13 protein-coding genes and 1 CRISPR repeat array are annotated in these 16,054 nt (G+C 67.5%); of the genes, 4 read left to right on the forward strand and 9 right to left on the reverse strand.

Annotated features, from left to right (window positions below; translation table 11 throughout):
- Positions 1 to 23 precede the first annotated feature (23 nt).
- The 7 genes from cas6 to cas10 are packed head-to-tail and all read right to left on the reverse strand — an operon-like array spanning position 24 to position 7,770.
- Complete coding sequence (gene cas6, locus BVI061214_RS07780; protein WP_053767906.1) at positions 24 to 761, reverse strand: CRISPR system precrRNA processing endoribonuclease RAMP protein Cas6; 738 nt, start codon at positions 759 to 761, stop codon at positions 24 to 26.
- The gene (locus tag BVI061214_RS07785; RefSeq protein ID WP_053767907.1) at positions 761 to 2,149 is read right to left on the reverse strand and encodes a TIGR02710 family CRISPR-associated CARF protein; all 1,389 of its coding nucleotides are present in this window, start codon (positions 2,147 to 2,149) and stop codon (positions 761 to 763) included. Before BVI061214_RS07785 ends, cas6 begins: the two co-directional genes overlap by 1 nt.
- The gene (csm5, locus tag BVI061214_RS07790) at positions 2,142 to 3,269 is read right to left on the reverse strand and encodes a type III-A CRISPR-associated RAMP protein Csm5 (RefSeq protein WP_053767908.1); all 1,128 of its coding nucleotides are present in this window, start codon (positions 3,267 to 3,269) and stop codon (positions 2,142 to 2,144) included. Before csm5 ends, BVI061214_RS07785 begins: the two co-directional genes overlap by 8 nt.
- The gene (gene csm4 / locus BVI061214_RS07795; protein WP_053767909.1) at positions 3,266 to 4,132 is read right to left on the reverse strand and encodes a type III-A CRISPR-associated RAMP protein Csm4; all 867 of its coding nucleotides are present in this window, start codon (positions 4,130 to 4,132) and stop codon (positions 3,266 to 3,268) included. The genes csm5 and csm4 overlap by 4 nt, the downstream gene beginning before the upstream one ends.
- A 1-nt stretch (position 4,133) precedes the next feature.
- Positions 4,134 to 4,865: a type III-A CRISPR-associated RAMP protein Csm3 gene (gene csm3, locus BVI061214_RS07800; RefSeq protein ID WP_053767910.1), complete on the reverse strand. Its 732-nt coding sequence runs from the start codon at positions 4,863 to 4,865 to the stop codon at positions 4,134 to 4,136.
- A gap of 11 nt (positions 4,866 to 4,876) precedes the next feature.
- The gene (gene csm2 / locus BVI061214_RS07805) at positions 4,877 to 5,329 is read right to left on the reverse strand and encodes a type III-A CRISPR-associated protein Csm2 (RefSeq protein WP_053767911.1); all 453 of its coding nucleotides are present in this window, start codon (positions 5,327 to 5,329) and stop codon (positions 4,877 to 4,879) included.
- On the reverse strand, positions 5,326 to 7,770 hold the full coding sequence (gene cas10, locus BVI061214_RS07810) for a type III-A CRISPR-associated protein Cas10/Csm1 (RefSeq protein WP_053767912.1): 2,445 nt from the start codon (positions 7,768 to 7,770) through the stop codon (positions 5,326 to 5,328). The genes csm2 and cas10 overlap by 4 nt, the downstream gene beginning before the upstream one ends.
- A gap of 511 nt (positions 7,771 to 8,281) precedes the next feature.
- Positions 8,282 to 8,614: a CRISPR direct-repeat array (repeat unit 36 nt; unit sequence GTTGCAAGCCACTTAGCCCCGTAAGGGGATTGCGAC).
- Between the two features lie 105 nt (positions 8,615 to 8,719).
- On the opposite strand from cas10, the gene BVI061214_RS07815 reads away from it, so the two are divergent.
- Complete coding sequence (locus BVI061214_RS07815) at positions 8,720 to 9,709, forward strand: pectin acetylesterase-family hydrolase (RefSeq protein WP_053767913.1); 990 nt, start codon at positions 8,720 to 8,722, stop codon at positions 9,707 to 9,709.
- Here BVI061214_RS07815 and BVI061214_RS07820 read toward each other — a convergent pair.
- Together BVI061214_RS07820 and recG are read right to left on the reverse strand one after the other, a co-directional pair.
- Positions 9,693 to 10,445 (reverse strand): hypothetical protein, encoded by a 753-nt coding sequence (locus BVI061214_RS07820; protein WP_053767914.1) that lies wholly within the window; start codon positions 10,443 to 10,445, stop codon positions 9,693 to 9,695. The genes BVI061214_RS07815 and BVI061214_RS07820 overlap by 17 nt on opposite strands.
- A gap of 5 nt (positions 10,446 to 10,450) precedes the next feature.
- Entirely contained in the window at positions 10,451 to 12,754 is a 2,304-nt protein-coding gene (gene recG, locus BVI061214_RS07825; RefSeq protein WP_053767915.1) for an ATP-dependent DNA helicase RecG, read from the reverse strand.
- Positions 12,755 to 12,769: 15 nt separating this feature from the next.
- On the opposite strand from recG, the gene BVI061214_RS07830 reads away from it, so the two are divergent.
- Genes BVI061214_RS07830 through BVI061214_RS07840 form a run of 3 tightly spaced genes read left to right on the forward strand, consistent with a single transcriptional unit; the run spans position 12,770 to position 16,041 of the window.
- Complete coding sequence (locus BVI061214_RS07830) at positions 12,770 to 13,981, forward strand: M16 family metallopeptidase (RefSeq protein ID WP_053768620.1); 1,212 nt, start codon at positions 12,770 to 12,772, stop codon at positions 13,979 to 13,981.
- Entirely contained in the window at positions 13,974 to 15,194 is a 1,221-nt protein-coding gene (locus BVI061214_RS07835) for a M16 family metallopeptidase (protein ID WP_053767916.1), read from the forward strand. Before BVI061214_RS07830 ends, BVI061214_RS07835 begins: the two co-directional genes overlap by 8 nt.
- Positions 15,184 to 16,041 carry a DMT family transporter gene (locus BVI061214_RS07840; protein ID WP_053767917.1) on the forward strand — a complete coding sequence of 286 codons (858 nt, stop codon included), beginning with the start codon at positions 15,184 to 15,186 and terminating at the stop codon, positions 16,039 to 16,041. Before BVI061214_RS07835 ends, BVI061214_RS07840 begins: the two co-directional genes overlap by 11 nt.
- The last annotated feature ends 13 nt before the right edge of the window (positions 16,042 to 16,054 follow it).

Below are 16,054 nucleotides of genomic sequence, written 5' to 3' on the forward strand. Positions count from 1 at the left end.
GGCCCTTTTTTCTGGCGCTAAGCCTAGGCGTCCTGAGGGCCCACCTGAGTGAAGGCCCGGGCTAGGCCGTAGCCCAGGCTGGTCTTGGCCCCCACGCCGCTAAAAAAGGCGTAGCGGCCCGGGGCGGAAAGCCAAAGGGCCTCCTCCTCCGTGGCCTTGGGCAGGTGGTAGACCACCTTGCCCACAAAGCCCACGGTGTCCACCTCCGTCCTGGCCATCTGGGTCCTCCCCTCCAGGAAGCGGACCGTGGTCCTCTCCAGAAGGGCCTCCCGGACCTGTTGGGGCGCCTTCAAAGGGCCAAAGGCCTCGAGCCTCCTCAGGAGGCTCTCCAAGACCAAGCGGGGCTCGGGCAGGGGATACTGCACCCCCTTGCGGCGGAAGAAGGTGGGGCTATAAAACCTTAGGGGCAGATTGGGGCTATGGGGCCCCTGGAAGAGGCGGGCGTAGGTGGTGAGGCCCGCCCAGGGGTGGCCCTCCTGCAACACGGCCCGGACCCGGAAGGGCCTGCCCAGGCGCACCTCCCGGCCCTCGAGGCCAAACAGCGCCGGGGAAAGCCGGCCGTAGAGGTCCTCCCTGAGGAGGCTCACCCGGGCCCAGGGCTCACCTCCCCTGAGGCCAAAGCCCAGGGCAAAGGGGTTTTCCCCCTGGTCGTGGAGCTCGGGGAAGGCCTCCTTAAGGAGGGTGTAGAAGAACCCCCTCAGGCCCAGGGGCTCCGGGGGGCCCTCCCCTTCCAGGACCAGGACCAAGGCGACCAGGACCATCAGAAACCCAAAGGCAGGGGCTCGAGGCTTACCGCCGGGCCCAGCTCCTTGTCCAAGTCGGCCAGGAGGTCCTTGGCGAGGCCTTTCAAGGCCCCGACCTGCCTGCCGGTGGGTACCTCAAACCCGTGGATGAGGAGGCTGGTGTTGCGGGCCTGGAGGACCCCCCCAAGGCCCCGGAGTTCGCCCGCGGGCTTGCCGGCCAGCAGGGGGTCTCCCAGGAGCCGAAGCAGGCCGATGAGGTGCAACAGGCCCAGCTTCTTGGGGACCTCCACCGCCGAAGGCGGCTCGCCCAAAATCTCAGACAGCGCGTTCCGCAAAGCGGCTTCTTCCTCAGGGGTCAGGTTGGGTTGGTCCGCCAGGCGGCCATACCGGTAAAGCCTTTCCTGCAGCAGGAGTTCGAGGGCCCGGTAGGCGTAAAGGGCGGCGAGGAGCGGCCGATGTTCCTTTTCGCCTAAGTGGAGGAGGGTGCGGGCCACCGCCCCCACCCCCCTCCGGTGACCCAGGTCCTTCCCCTCGAGGAACGCCTTGCCCGCCTCCAGAAGGGACACCTGCTTTTCCAAGAGGTCCCGGCTCCGGTTCAGGGGGTGGTTGAGCCAGGCGTTCTGGGCCAGCCTCTCCAGGAGGCCCGAGCCCTTTTTATGGGCCTCGGGGAGGTTCAAGGCGTGCCAGGCCTCGTACATCTCCGCCAGGCTCTGGTAGAGGGTCCAGCGCCCATCCCCGGTGGCGCCCACCATCTTCTGGAAGTATTTGGCCGCCTGCGCGAACTCCCCTCTTCCGTAAAGCTCCTTGGCGAAAAGGGCGTCCACCTCGCCCAGGACCTCGTGGGGGTCCTGCAGGATGATGAGCCTTTCCGTGCCCGCCCGGGGGCGGCGGAGTTCGGAGTCGTAGTCCTCGTTGTCCACGTAGACCACGCGGGCCTTGGGGTAGAAGCGGCGGAAGAAAAACCCGGCCACCGCTAGGCCGGCGCTCATGGCCTTGGTGCCGCTGGTCAGGTCCAGGGCCACGGGGACATCGCCATGCTGGTCCAGAATCCGCTTCACCTCCCGGTAGATGGCGGCCACGTCGCTTTTGCCGACCTCTAGGGGGTAGATGGGCTTACCCGTTTCCTTCTGCAGGCGCTCCAAATAGGAAGCGCTTTCCCTGGTGTGCAGGACGTAGACCCGTTCGGCCCCTGTGCCGAGAATGGCCAAGATGGTGGCCTCGGGGCTGGTGCCCAGGGTGTGCACGGAAACGGCGAAGGCCTCCCGGCGGGGGTGGACGTTGGGGGCTTCCTTCCACCTGGCCACCAGCGCGGGCCAGACCATCTCCTGGTACAGGGCCTGCGGGTTGCCGCCGGAACGGACGGCTTGCTTGTAGGCCTCCCAGAGGGTTTGCAGGTCCTCAGGCATGGAACCTCCCCACCATCCAGCCTAAAGGAAGGCCATCCTGAGGTTTCACGCTCCCGGCGGTTTTGCGCGTTTTGGGCTCCTGGGCCTCCGGGTGGTCCTCGGGCAGAAGGAGCGCCAGCCTGAGGGCAAGGCGCCCTGAGCCAAAGCCCATGCGAATGGGGAAGACCTCGGGGTCCTTTAGGCGCTGGAAAAGATCCTCATAGACACCAAGGGCATTTTTGAGCCCATGTTCTTCAGCAAAGCTGCGCTCCCACTCCGCCACCTTGGTGTAGTACTCCCTTAAAGCCCGCTGGAGGTCCTTCGGGGGGATGGGCATGGAAACGCCCCGGTGCCGGCTTAAGCTTCCGTGGTAGCGGAAGCCCAGGGTGAAGCGGCTTCCCTTGCGGAAGGTTTCCGCCAGGAGCGTCAGGCCCGAGGTGTCCTTCTTTGGATGGAATACCCCGATGCGGTTCAAGAAGGTCTCCTGGGGAGCGGAATCCGAAAGGCGCACCGCCCGGAAGGGGTCCTGGTACAGATCAAGGGTCATCCCCCGACGCCCCTCCCGGATGTAGCCCAGGACCACCCCCTCAAAGGCCTGGTTCTCCCAGAGGCTAGGGTTCCAGGAAGGGCGGACGTGGACGTCCCCGCTCCCTTTCTTCAGCCGCCACACCCCCTCCCTCTCGTCAAAGGTCGCCGCCTGGTCCCTTTCCACCAGCGTCCAGAAAAGCCAGGCGGTGCGCAGGGCGCCCTTGACGCTGGAGCCGGGTAGGTAGGCCCCCAGGGGGGAGCGGGGCAGGGGCCGCCACTCCAAAAGGGCCTCCTGCGTGGCTTCCTGGATGGTCTTCAGGAAGGCTACGCTGGCGGGAAGCGTGCGAAGGATGGCCTCTTGGGGAAGCTGGCCCTCCTTGTGGAGGTAGGCCAGGATGTCCTGGGCGGCCTTGGGGCCCTGGGCTACCTTCTCCAGGTACTGGCGGCGCCTGGCCTCGGGCAAGGCCAGGAGAAGGACGCCGGGGTCCAGGAGGTGGACCTCCTTCTTCTCAAAATCGGGCACGTAGGCGTAGGCGGGATAGGTCTCCCCGGTACCCACGTGGACCGGGCTGATGGCCTCCAGCTCCAAGCGGAAGGTCTCCAGGAAGCTCATAGCCTCACCCCCAGCGGGAAAACCCCCAGGAACTCCCGCACCCTGACGCCCTCCTCCGGGGGGTCTTGCGGGGTGGTGTCCAGGTAAAGGGCGGTGGGCTCTTGGTAGACGCTCCCCTCCCGGGTCCTGAGGTAAGGGCCCTTGAAGGGCTTGCTACCCACATAGCCCCCGCCCAGCCGGCCCCAGTAGGGCTCTAGATCGTAGTAAAGGGCGCCTTCCAGTGGCCCCGGGGCCAGGGTGGCGTAGGCGTTGGCCTCCTTGGCTTCGGGAAGCTCCACCGTCCGGGGCCCCTCTACCCGGAAGCGGCCAAGCCCCACGCTGGCCCCTCCGCCAAAGCCCATCTCTCCCACAAAGGCCAGGGCGTCCCGCAGGTCAAAGGGGGCTTCTCCCATCACGTAAAGGGCGTAGGCCGTCCTGGGGTCGGGGAAGAGGAGCTCCTGGGTGAAGAGGATGCCCCGCCTGGCCGCCCCCGTACCCCGGTCTATGCCCACCCGGCTCCGGCGGAGCCTCCGGGGTTCGGGAGGCCTGGCCCTGCCCAGAACCTCCGGAGCCTCCAGCAGAACCTCCTCTCCCTTCTCCGCCAAGGCCTGGAAGGTCTCCAGGCTCACCAGGGTGAGGTTCTTTATGGCCTTCCTCCGCTCGGTTTCCTCCACCTGGACGGGGGGTAGCTTGGGCCGGGGAAGCCAGCCCTCGGGAAAGACGCTGGAGAGGCGGAAGGGCAGGGGCTTTTCCAGGAGACCCTCGAGGGCCTCCCGCCCGTGGGTGTAGCGGTACCACCAGAGCACGTGGCCCAGGAGGGCGGGCGCCCGGGGAAGCTCCTTAAGGGGCCCCTCGAAGTAGAGCCGGAACAGGGTGGCCCGCATGCTAGGCCCCTAGGGCGATCTCCTCCACCAAAAGCCGCTCTTTCAGGGGAAGCCCCTCCTGGGCGTCCCAAGGCTTCTTGGGGTGGAGGAAGTACACCTGGCCGTACCCCCGGCTGATGTGCCCGCCCAGGCCGTCCACCTCCAAAAGCTCCAGCGCCCTAAGGAGGTAGTTCTGGAAGTACTCCTCATCCAGATCGTCCAGGACGCGGTAGGCCATCTCCACGCCGAAGCGGGCCCCGGCGGGCACCCTCTCCGTGGTGCGGGGGTTGGCGTTGCCGCCAAGCCTGGGGATGAAGACTTCCTGCTTGATCTCGGTGTAAAGCCCGCCCCTGGCCGCGGTGCGCTCCAGCTCCCGCTTGGAGTCCTCCAAGAGGTAGGCGTCCCGCACCAACAGCCGGGTAGGGCCCCGCTCCCGGGCCACCTTCAGGGAGGCCTCGTCGTTCTCCGGGGCCAGCCCGAAGATGCGGGCCACGGGGTCTTTGGGGTCGGGGGAGGCGTAGACGTGCCGCTCCTTGGCCTCCAGGATGTAAGGGCCGCCCAGGCTCCACTCCAGGAGGTAGCGGAGCTTTCCCTTGAGGCTGGAGCCCGGGATGTAGGGCTCGTCGGTGAGGGGGTTGCGGATCACGGGGTTGTCCAGGTCGCCGATGGCCATCTGGTCCCGGCTCATGCCGATCCTGAGGCCCGTCTTGGCCAGTAGGACCGAGCGGATACGAAGCACCTTTTTGAGCTGCATCCTAACCTCCCCTATTTCAAAAGGCGACCGAAGAAGAGCTCGGCTTCCTTACGGAAATCTCGGGGATTATGCCGATTTTTCCTATTGTGGTTCTCAATGTCATCTTTGAGATCGCGCAAGGGGTAGAAAAGGGCCAAAATTGCTTCTACCTGCCGCATAGCGCTTTCCAAGAGAGTTGGGCCCTTTTCTGCATCGGCTTCAACAGTACCCTTTAACATCTCGGCCAAAACCTCAAAGAGCTCTCTGGGAACACCCCCCTTCTTTCGGGTACCATAAGCCAACCGTGCCAGCAATAGCTCCAGGCGCAGGCGGGTTTCATCCCATGAAACCCTCCTTTCTGTAAAATCATTGTAAATGATCCGAAGCTCCCCAAAGTAGTTGCGGAACTGGCTGGATGTGAGCGCCGTCTTATCTACCAACTCAAATGCCAACTTGTAGGCCCTGGATATAAGGCTTCCACTCATGCTTTCACCTCCAAAGGCTCCTCCCTAGTCTTCCGAGAAAGATATAAGCCCCACTGGACCCAGACCGGCAGGTACCGCCAGGCCGGGCCCTGATGGTCCAAAAGCCCCATGTACCTCTTCCACGCCCCTTTGTCCCGCTCCCGGACCCGCCTCAGGGCGTAGGCCAGGAGGGGCTTGTAACGCATCCTCTCACCCTCGTTCATGTCCTGCCCCCAGAACCGCCGCCACAGGGAAAGCCACCGGTAGACCTGGGCCCGGGAGACCCGTTCCGCCCTTAGGTCGCTCCGCAGGGCCTCCACCTCCTGGCGGAGATTTCGGAGATGGGCCCAGGGCACCGCCTGCCCGAAGAGGAAAAGCCGCCCCCGCCCAGCCTCCTTGGCCGCCTTCTCCGCCCGGGTGAGGAGGCGGGCCAGCTCGGGGATGGGCAGGCTGGGCCCCGCCAACACAAACCCCCCGGAGAGGGTCAGGGCCTCGTGCCCGGTGAAGAGGGCGTAGAGCCTCTCCAGGTCCAGGGCGAAGTCCAGGAGGACGTCCCACGGGCCCAGGAGGAAGAGGTCGTCGCCGCCCGAGTAGACGCTGTAGATGAGGGGGTAGCGCTCGCCCTTCCGCCTGGCCTTGAGGGCATCCCACCCCAGGCGCCCGGCGTAGAGGGCCGGGTTCCGGATGAGCTCCAGGACCTCGGTGGCGAAGAAGACCTCGAGGGTCCGCGAGAGGGCCGCCAGACGGCTTGGGGTGGCCAGGTCCCGCTCCTCCCGCTTGAAGCCCGTGGCGAAGGCCTCCCCCATCCGGTCGGCGTCCAGCATGAGGGCCCCCAGGTAGGGCGCGCCCTCCGAAAGGGCCGCCAGTTCCCCGAAGGTCAGGACCCGGTCCTCCCCACCTTCCTCCTCCTCCAAAAGCCCCTCCTCCCGGGCCCAGGCGGTGTAGTCCGCCAGGGAGACCCCCTGGGCCTTCAGGGCGTGGGCCACCCGGGGCAGGTGGCCAAGAAGGGGCTTGGCCTCGGTGGGCACGGCCGAGGGGCGGAAGTCCAGCTCCGCCCGGAAGACGTGGACCGCCCCAGGCCCGTCCTCCAGGGCCACCTTGAGGCTTGGGAAGGCGAAAAAGGGCCTGGGGGCCCCATCGGGGAAGAAGCCCACCCGGTCGCGCTTGGGAAGAAGCCCCCCCACCTCCCGCTCCCGCTCGCAGTCCGGGCAAAGGCTTCCGGGCTCGTCCTTTAGGGCGGGCCTCAGGCCGCAGGCGGCGCAGGGCCTTAAGGCCTCGCCCCGGGTCTCCTCGGTCTTCTTCAGGAAGGGAAAGGGCTTGAGCTTGGCCTGGGCCAGCTCCTTGTGAAGCGCCTTCAGGACCCCGGCGAAGTCGCGGAACTCTTTACCCTCAAAGGCCAGAGAGGCCAGGTTGGGTATAAGGCTTCCCCCCCGCCTGAGGGCCCAGCGCCCCCAGGCCTCCCGGGCCTCCTCCAGGGCTTCTTGGGCCTCCTTGGTGTTGGGCAGGAGGAGGTAGAACTTCCCCCCGGCCCCCAGGATGCGGTTCAGGGGCGTGAGGCCCAGGCTTCGCAGAATGCCCAGGGCCATGGTCTCGGCCGCCAGGCTGACCTCCAGGCTCCTGGCCCTCAGGCGCTTGGCGATGCCCCCCACCCCCGTCTCCGCCCCGGAGATGCGGTAGATGTGCCCCTGGATGCCCCCCAGGTCCCCCACCACCAGGAGGAACTTCTCCCCGTCCCGCCGCAGCTCTTCCACCGAGGGCTGGCCACCGTGGTAGAGCCAGAGGGCGTGGGCGATGGCCGCCGTGAGGCGGAGGTGGTCGTAGAGGCTCACATCGGGCTCGGACTGGGTGTCGGCGGGCACCAGGGAAAGCGCCTCCTGGAAGGCGAGGGCGAGGTTCAGGAGGAGGGCCTCCTTGGTGAGGGAAAGGCGGGCCATCTCGGAAAGCCGGGCCTCGAGGCGCTCCACCAGGCGGCCGTAGGTGGCCTTGCCCATGGGGACGCTGGCCTCCGGGTAGAGGGCCCCCGGGGCCAGGCCCACCCGGCCCCCTCCCCCCACGGGGAGGTAGCCGCCATCCCTGCCCTCCTTGCCCTGGAGGCGGAGCTGGCTAAAGGGAGGCTGCAGGGGCACCTCGGGCGGGCTTCCCCCCTGGCCGCCCTCCTCCCGCTCCTGGGAGGCGTAGGTGTCGGCCAGGGCCACGCACCACTCCTCTGGGCTTTGGGGCTGGTACTGGGGCCGGTCCCGCCAGCCCTCGTGGTGGCGGCTGGCGGTCTTGGCGAGCCAGTCCGGGTCCAAGCCCGCCTTTCGGAAGAGCTCGGCCTCCTTCTGGACGAAATGGGCGGTGTAGGCCGTGTGGGTGCGGTCGGGAAGCCGCTCGTCCCGCTCCCCCCAGAGGGCCCGGCCGTAAAGTTTGCCCACGTCGTGGAGAAGCCCCGCCAGGGCCAGGTCCAGCCCATCCCGAACCATGTTCCCAAGAGTATACCCACCCTGAACCGGGCCGTGTGATGTTTGCACACGCCGTGGTCCTCGCCGCCTTCCGAAGGGGGCACCTCACCCCGGCCCACGCCGAAGCCAGGGCAAAGAAGCGTGCACGCCGCAATACTTACGCATCCACTAGTTACTTCCACCATCTGCCTTGTTACGGGGCGAAGCCATCTCTTCACGCTTCCGTAGCGTATAGTAACCTTCTTTACGCCTCTCCCGACAAACTTTTGTACTTGGTACACCGTTGCCCGAAAGTGCTATAATGTCCATGTCCCGGGCATCCGGGAGGGGACCTTGAAAACCAGTTTCTTCCCACGGGGACGGCGATATTCGCCTATGCATTCTCCCTTGACCCCTCTTCCGAAGTCTTCCCATCGGCCTAAACCCCGCAAAACGCCCACCCTTTGGCCGATGTATATTCCAAGGTTCATCTTTCTCACAAACACCCCCTCCGGCGGTGCCGTCTAGAAGGGCATTCTTAGGGGGGTAGAGTGTTGCAAGCCACTTAGCCCCGTAAGGGGATTGCGACGTTACGAGTGAGGATGTATACCCGCACGTCCCCGGTCTCTACGTGTTGCAAGCCACTTAGCCCCGTAAGGGGATTGCGACAGCTCTTGGACGGCCCACTTGATGGCCCCGACAAAAGGTTGCAAGCCACTTAGCCCCGTAAGGGGATTGCGACCCGGTGATGGTCCCGGACCCATTCGGCCACGCGTTGCAAGCCACTTAGCCCCGTAAGGGGATTGCGACATTGTGATGTTCCACGCTGGGCTAAACCCCAACGCTTGCAGTTGCAAGCCACTTAGCCCCGTAAGGGGATTGCGACCCCTCTCCTGCCCGGTGGGGCGGGGGAGGGGTTTCGCTTTTGGGGTGGGCTGGTTTCTTGACCGGGTACAGGAAGGCGGGTAGAATGCCCTCCGGAGGTAGAAGAATGAAGCGGCTTATCGCTTTGGTGGTGGTGCTGGCCCTGGCGTTGGCCCAGGGGTTGGAGGCCTTCTGGAAGGCGGTGGAGGTGCCGGGTGGGGTGTGCTCGGACGGCTCCCCCTACCGCTTCTACGTGAGCCCCGGGGACCCCAAGAAGGTGGTCCTGGACTTCCAGGGTGGCGGGGCCTGCTGGGACGCCGCCACCTGCGGCCCGCAAAGCCAGACCTACCGCAAGCGGGTGGACGCGCAGGAGCTCCTCCTGGCCCAGGGCATTTACAACCGCATGAGCGTGGCCAACCCCTTCTTCGGCTGGACCCACGTCTTCGTGCCCTACTGCACGGGGGACCTGCACGTGGGCCGGGCCACGGTGGACTACGGCGGCTTCAAGGTCCACCACCAGGGGGCCAGGAACGCCCAGGCGGCCCTGGAGTACGTCTTCAGGAACCACGCCCAGGCGGAGCGGGTCTTCGTCACCGGGTGCAGCGCCGGGGCCTACGGGGCCATCTTCTGGGCGGATAAAGTCCTTTCCACCTACAAAAACGCCCAGATCGCCGTCTGCGGGGACGCCGGGATGGGGGTGGCCACGCCGGACTTCCCCGGCTACGCCCGCTGGAACCCCCGCTTCCCCGAGCTTCCCGGGCTTTCGGCCAGGCCCAGCGTCTCCGAGATCTACCTGGCCCTGAGCAGGGCCTACCCCAAGGCGGTCCTGGCCCAGTACACCACCGTTTTGGACGGCACCCAGATCTACTTCTACGCCCTCATGAAGGGGGAGAGGACCCCTTCCGAGGCCACGGCCCGGGAGTGGGCCACCGAGGCCCAGAAGGCCGTCCTCACCCCGGCCCAGGCGGAGAACTACACCTTCTACCTGGCCCCGGGGAGCCAGCACTGCATCCTGCCCCGGCCCGAGCTCTACACCCTGAAGGTGGGGGAGGTGAGCTTCCTGGACTGGCTGAAGGCCCTGGCCGAGGGGAAGGTGGCCCCTAGGGTGCGCCCCTGAGGCCGAAGGCGGCGAACCAGGCCTTCAGGTCCGGGTAGAGGGCGAGAAGGAGGCGGTGGCCCTTCCTGCGGTCCAGGGGGGCCTCCGCCAAAAAGCTTTTTAAGAGGCGGTCCCCGTCCTTTTCCAGGATCTCCCAGGCCTTTAGGGTGAAGTGGGCCTGGAACCAGAGGGCGCTTTCCAGGTTGCCCCTCCTTCGTTCGTAGAGGGAGAGGCTCTTCTTCTGGGGGTTCAGGCGGGCCAGGTATGCGCCAAAGAGGAGGAGTTCCTGGGCCAGCTCGGGGCGCTTTTCCTTTAGCCCCAGGAGGAAGAGGTAGTTGGCCAAAAACTCGTCCAGCCACCTGGCCCCGGTGCGGAGCCTCCAGGCCACCTGGAGGGCGTGGGCGTACTCGTGCCCCAGGTTCAGGTCCAAAAAGGCCGGGATCTCCCCGGGGGGCGGGCCCAGGGGCAGGAGGACCTCCCGGAGGCGGTGGAGGAGCCTCTCCGGGTAGGTGAGGGGGGCGTAGAGGATGAGGCCCTCCAGCCCCGTGTGCTGGAAGGGGAGGCCGTAAGGGTAGGGGAGCCTCGCCCGCCAGTCCTTTTCCGAGAGGACGAAAAGCCGCACCACGGGAAGGGGGGCGTAGGGGGCGTAGGCGGGGGTGAGGGAGAGGAGGTAGGCCTGGAGGGCGTTGGCCCGCAAAGCCCCGCCCGGGGAGAAGAAGGCGGGGAGGAGGGGGTGGGGGAGGGCCTCGAGGGCCATGGGGGCTAGATGACCTCCCGGAAGCCGATCCGCTCCGCCTGGGCCCTCAGCTCCTCCTTGAGGGCCTGGTGCTTGGGGAGGGAGAGGTCCGGGTCCTCCTCCACGATGGCCTTGGCCAGGGCCCGCGCCCGCTCTATGACCTCGGTGTCCTCCGCCAGGTCGCCAAGCTTAAGCTCCGGGTAGCCCGACTGCCGGGTGCCCCTGAGCTCCCCGGGGCCCCGGAGCTTCAGGTCCATCTCGGCGATGTAAAAGCCGTCGGTGGAGGCCTCGAGGACCTTTAGCCTTTTCATGGTCTTCTGGCCCGCCTCCCCCGCCAGGAAGATGGCGTAGCCCTCTAGCCCTCCCCGCCCCACCCGGCCCCTTAGCTGGTGAAGCTGGGCCAGGCCGAAGCGCTCGGCGTTTTCCACGATGATCAGGGTGGCCCGGGGGATGTCCACCCCCACCTCAATGACCGTGGTGGAGACCAAAAGGTCGTAGGCCCCCTGGCGGAAGGCCTCCATGACCGCCTCCTTCTCCCGGGCGGGCATCTTCCCGTGGAGGAGGGCGATCCTGGCCTCGGGGAGGAGGCCTTGGAGCTCCTCGTAGAGGAGGGTGGCCGCCTTCAGGTCCAGCTCGGACTCCTCAATGGCCGGGGCCACCACGAAGACCTGGTGCCCCTTTTTGATCTCCTCCCGGGCGAAGGCGTAGGCCTGGAGGCGGAGGCGGTGGGGGAGGACCTTGGTCTTTACCGGGGTGCGGTCCGGGGGCATCTCGTCCAGGACGCTCACCTCCAGGTCCCCGTAGAGGGTGAGGGCCAGGGAGCGGGGGATGGGCGTGGCCGACATGACCAGGACGTCGGGCGGGGTCTTGGCCATCTTGAGGAGGGCCCGCCGCTGCAAAACCCCAAAGCGGTGCTCCTCGTCCACCACGGCCAGGCCCAGGTCTTGGAACTCCACCCCCTCCTGGATGAGGGCGTGGGTGCCCACGGCCACCTGGGCCTCGCCGGAGCGGAGCCGGGCCAGGGCGGCCTCCTTTTCCCGGGAGGACATGGAGCCCAAAAGGAGCTCCACCCTCACCCCCAGGGGAAAGAGGTAGCGGGTGAGGTTCTGGAAGTGTTGCCGGGCCAGGATCTCCGTGGGGGCCATGAGGGCGCCCTGGGCCCCGTTCATAGCGGCGAGGTAGAGGGCGAAGGCCGCCACCACCGTCTTCCCCGAGCCCACGTCCCCCTGGAGGAGGCGGGCCATCTGGCGGGGGCTTTGCATGTCCTTTGCGATCTCGGCCATGACCCGCTCCTGCGCCCGGGTGAGGGGGAAGGGGAGGGCCTTTTTAAAGGCCTCCACCCAGGCCTCCTCCACCCGGAAGGCCCGCCCCAGGACCACCCCCCCGGCGTCCAGGAGGGCCTTGAGCTCCAGGAGGAGGTACTCGTCAAACTTCAGGCGGAGAAGGGCCTTCTTGAGGGCCTCCTCGTCCTCGGGGAAGTGGATGGCCCTGAGGGCCTCCGAATAGGGCATGAGGGCCAGGCCCTCCCGGTAGGGCTCCACGGGGTCGGGGAGGGGCAGGGCCATCTCCAGGGCCCGGTGGACGGTGCGGCGCAAAAAGGCCTGCCCCACCCCCTCCTTGGCGGGGTAGATGGGGACGATGCGCCCGGTGGAGAGGGACTCCGTGCCCTCGTCCTCAAAGTGCTCCACCAGAAGCTGGACCCCGTTCCTACGCTGCACCCGGCCGGTGACGATCAGCGTGGCCCCCTCCTCTATCTGGGAGAGGACCCAGGGCTGGTTGAACCAGACCAGGGTAAGCCGCCACCCCCAGGCGTCCATGGCCTTGACCTGGACCAGCTGCATCCCCTTCTTGGGGGTCCTCACCAGCTCCTTGGCCAGGACCTTGACCGAGAGGGTGGCCTTCTGGCCGTCCTCCAGGTAGCGCACGCCGGGGAGGGCCCGGCGGTCCTCGTAGCGGCGGGGGTAGTGGTGGAGGACGTCCCGCACGGTGTGAAGGCCCAGCTCGGAGAGCTTTTTCCGGCTTTGGGGCGGGGCCAGGAGGTGGGCGGGGTCCTGGGGCTTCAGCCGGGGCTTTGGCCCGGGAGGTGGGGCCTTCTCCTGGCCGTCCTGAAGGATGCGGAGGGCCTCCTCCAGGACCTTCTTCCGCGCCTCGGGGTCCTTCTCCCCGTAGCCCTGGAACAGGTCCAGGAGCTTGGGAAAGGGGCGGGCCAGGTTGCGGACCAAGCCCTCGAGGCCCCCCACCACCACCCGGTCCCTGGCCCCGTCCTGGAGCTCCCGGAGGATGGGCCTCAGGAGCCTTTCCCGGACCTCCCCCTCCTTCACGCTCCCCATGATACCCTTAGGCCTGTGAGCCGCGTGGAGCGATGGCCCAATGGCCTTACCGTGGCCCTGGAGGAGCGGGACTTTCCCGGCGTGGCCTTCCAGCTTTTGGTCCCCGCCGGGGCCGTGAGCGACCCCGAGGGCCTGGAAGGGGCCAGCACCCTCTTGGAGGGCTGGCTTTGGAAGGGGGCGGGGGAGCTGGACGCCAGGGGCCTGGCCCAGGCCCTGGACGCCTTGGGGGTGCGGCGGAGTAGCGGGGCCGGCCTGGAGTACACCGCCTTCGCCGCCAGCTTCCTGCCCGAGGTCCTGGAGGAGGTCTTCCGCCTCTACGCCCTCCTCCTCACCCGGCCCAGGCTTCCCGAGGAGGGGTTTGAGGCGGTGCGCTCCGTGGCCCTGCAAAGCCTCCTCTCCCAGGAGGACCAGCCCGCCAGGAAGCTTTTCTCTGAACTCAGGCGGCGGGTTTTTCTTTCCCCCCACGGCCGCGACCCCTTGGGCCGGGAGGAGGACCTGAAGCGGGCCACGCCCAAAGCCCTCAGGGAGGACTTCGGGAGGCGCTACACCCCCAGGGGGGCCATCCTGGCCGTGGCCGGGGGGGTTTCCTGGGAGAGGCTCCTTGGGGCGCTGGAGCCCCTGGCCCTTTGGGAAGGGGAGGAGGTCCTTTATCCCCCGCCCATCCTCGCCTCGCCGGAGCGCTTCGCCCTGAGGCGGCCCACGGCCCAGGTCCAGATCGGCCTGGCCTATCCCGATGTGGGCCCCGAGGACCCGGGCTTCTACGCGGCCAGGCTGGCCCTCGAGGTCCTATCCGGCGGGATGAGCAGCCGCCTCTTCACCGAGGTGCGGGAGAAAAGGGGCCTGGTCTACGCCGTCTCCGCCTTCCCGGCGGGGGTGAAGGGGCAGGGCCTCCTCATGGCCTACGCCGGCACCACCAGGGATAGGGCCAAGGAGACTTTGGCCGTCATGCTTCAGGAGATGGAAAGGCTCGCCGAAGGGGTCACGGAGGAGGAGCTTGCCCGGGCCAAGGTGGGCCTCAGGACCGCCTTGGTCATGGGGGACGAGTCCATCAGGACCAGGGCCTCCTCCATGGCCCGGGACCTCTACATGCTGGGCCGGGTGCGCCCCCTGGCCGAGATTGAGGCGAGGGTGGAGGGCACCACCTTGGAGGAGGTCAACGCCTTCCTAAGGGCCCACCCCTACCGGGACCCCTGGGTGGGGCTTTTGGGGGAGGTGGAGGATGTTTAGGGAAGCGGTCTTGAAAAACGGCCTCAGGGTCATCGCCGAGGTCCTCCCCGAGGCCAGGAGCGTGGCCCTGGGCTACTTCGTGAAGACCGGGGCCCGGGACGAGGCCCCCCAGGAGAGCGGGGTGAGCCACTTCCTGGAGCACATGGTCTTCAAGGGCCCCGAGGGGATGGACGCCCTTTCCGTCAACCTGGCCTTTGACCGCATGGGGGCCCAGTACAACGCCTTCACCTCGGAGGAGGCCACGGTCTACTACGGGGCGGTCCTGCCCGAGTTCGCCCCGCCCCTTCTTGCGCTCTTCTCCCGGCTCATGCTCCCCGCTTTGCGGGAGGAGGACTTCGCCACCGAGAAGCAGGTGATCCTCGAGGAGATCGCCCGCTACCAGGACCGCCCGGGCTTCATGGCCTACGACTGGGCCAGGAGGGCCTTCTTCCGGGACCATCCCCTGGGCAACAGCGTCCTGGGCACGGAGGAGAGCATAAGGGCCCTCACCCGGGAGGGGATGGCCGCCTACCATAGGCGGCGCTACCTGGCGGGCAACATGGTCCTGGCGGCCACGGGGAAGGTGGACTTCGGCTGGCTTCTGGAGGAGGCGGAGCGCCTCACCGAGGGCTTCTACCGGGGGGAGGCGGGCCGGGCCTATCCCCCTTTGGCGCCCGCCACCGGCCTTCTGGAACGCCCCTACGACAAGGCCAAGGCCCTCTACCTGGTGGGCCTTTTCCCCGGCTTCGCCTACGGGGAGGAGGCCCGCTTTCCCGCCCAGGTCCTGGCCCACCTCCTGGGGGAGGAGGGCTCGGGCAGGCTCCACTTCGCCCTGGTGGACACCGGCCTCGCCGAGGCGGCCTCCTTCGGCCACGAGGAGGCGGACCGGGCGGGCTTCTTCCACGCCTACGTCCAGGCGGACCCCGCCCACAAGGGGGAGGTCCTCTCGGCCCTCCAGGAGGAGCTGGCCCGCCTGGCCAGGGAAGGGGTTGGGGAGGAGGAGGTGGAGAAGGCCAAGACCCCCCTGGCCACGGGCCTGGTCTTCGCCGGGGAGACCCCCATGGGGCGGCTTTTCCACCTGGGGCTGGAGTACCTCTACACCGGCCGCTACCTGGCCCTCGAGGAGGTCAAGGCCCGGGTCCTCCGGGTCACGGCCCGGGAGGTGAACGCCCTCCTGGAGAGGGGCTTTTTAGATCGGGGCCTCTACTACCTGGTCCTGCCCCATGGAGCCTAGAGCCCTCCTGGCCGCTTTGGTCACCATCCTCTTTTGGGCCAGCGCCTTCGCCGCCATCAGGGCGGGGCTCAAGGGGCTTTCCCCGGGGCATCTGGTCCTCCTCCGCTTTTTGGTGGCGGGAAGCCTCCTCCTCCTCTACGCTCGGGCCCGGGGCCTCAGGCCTCCCAGGCGGGAGGACCTGCCCCGGCTTTTCCTCCTGGGCTTTTTGGGCATCACCGTCTACCACGTGGCCTTGGTCTTTGGGCAGCTCACCGTGAGCGCCGGGGCGGCGAGCCTCCTCATCGCCACCGGGCCCGTCTTCACCGCGGTGCTCTCCTACTTCTTTCTGAAGGAGAGGCTTCGCCCCCTGGGGGTCCTGGGCTTCGCCCTGGCCCTCCTGGGCTCCCTCCTAATCGCCTTCGGGGAGGGCGGGGGGCTCGCCTTCAGCCCGGGGGCCTTCCTCATCCTCCTCTCGGCCCTCGCCACCTCCATTTACTTCGTCCTGCAAAAGCCCCTCTTCGCCCGCTACGGGAGCGAGGCGATCGCGGTCTACACCCTGGTCCTGGGCACCCTGCCCCTCCTCCTCTTCCTCCCCGGGCTTCCCGAGGCCCTGCTAAAGGCCCCACGGCCCGCCCTCCTTTCCGCCCTTTACCTGGGGGTCTTCCCCGGGGCCCTGGCCTACCTCACCTGGACCTACGCCCTCTCCAGGACGCCCGCCTCCAGGCTCTCCTCCTTCCTCTACCTCTCCCCGGTCCTGGCCATCCTCATCGCCTACCTGTGGCTTGGCGAGGTGCCTTCCCCCCTTTCCCTCCTGGGGGGCGCCCTGGCCCTTGTGGGCGTGGTTCTGGTGAACCTGCGGGTAAAATAGCCGCCGAGGTGGC

It is taken from the genome of Thermus aquaticus, from assembly GCF_001280255.1.
GTDB classification, from domain to species: Bacteria; Deinococcota; Deinococci; order Deinococcales; family Thermaceae; genus Thermus; species Thermus aquaticus.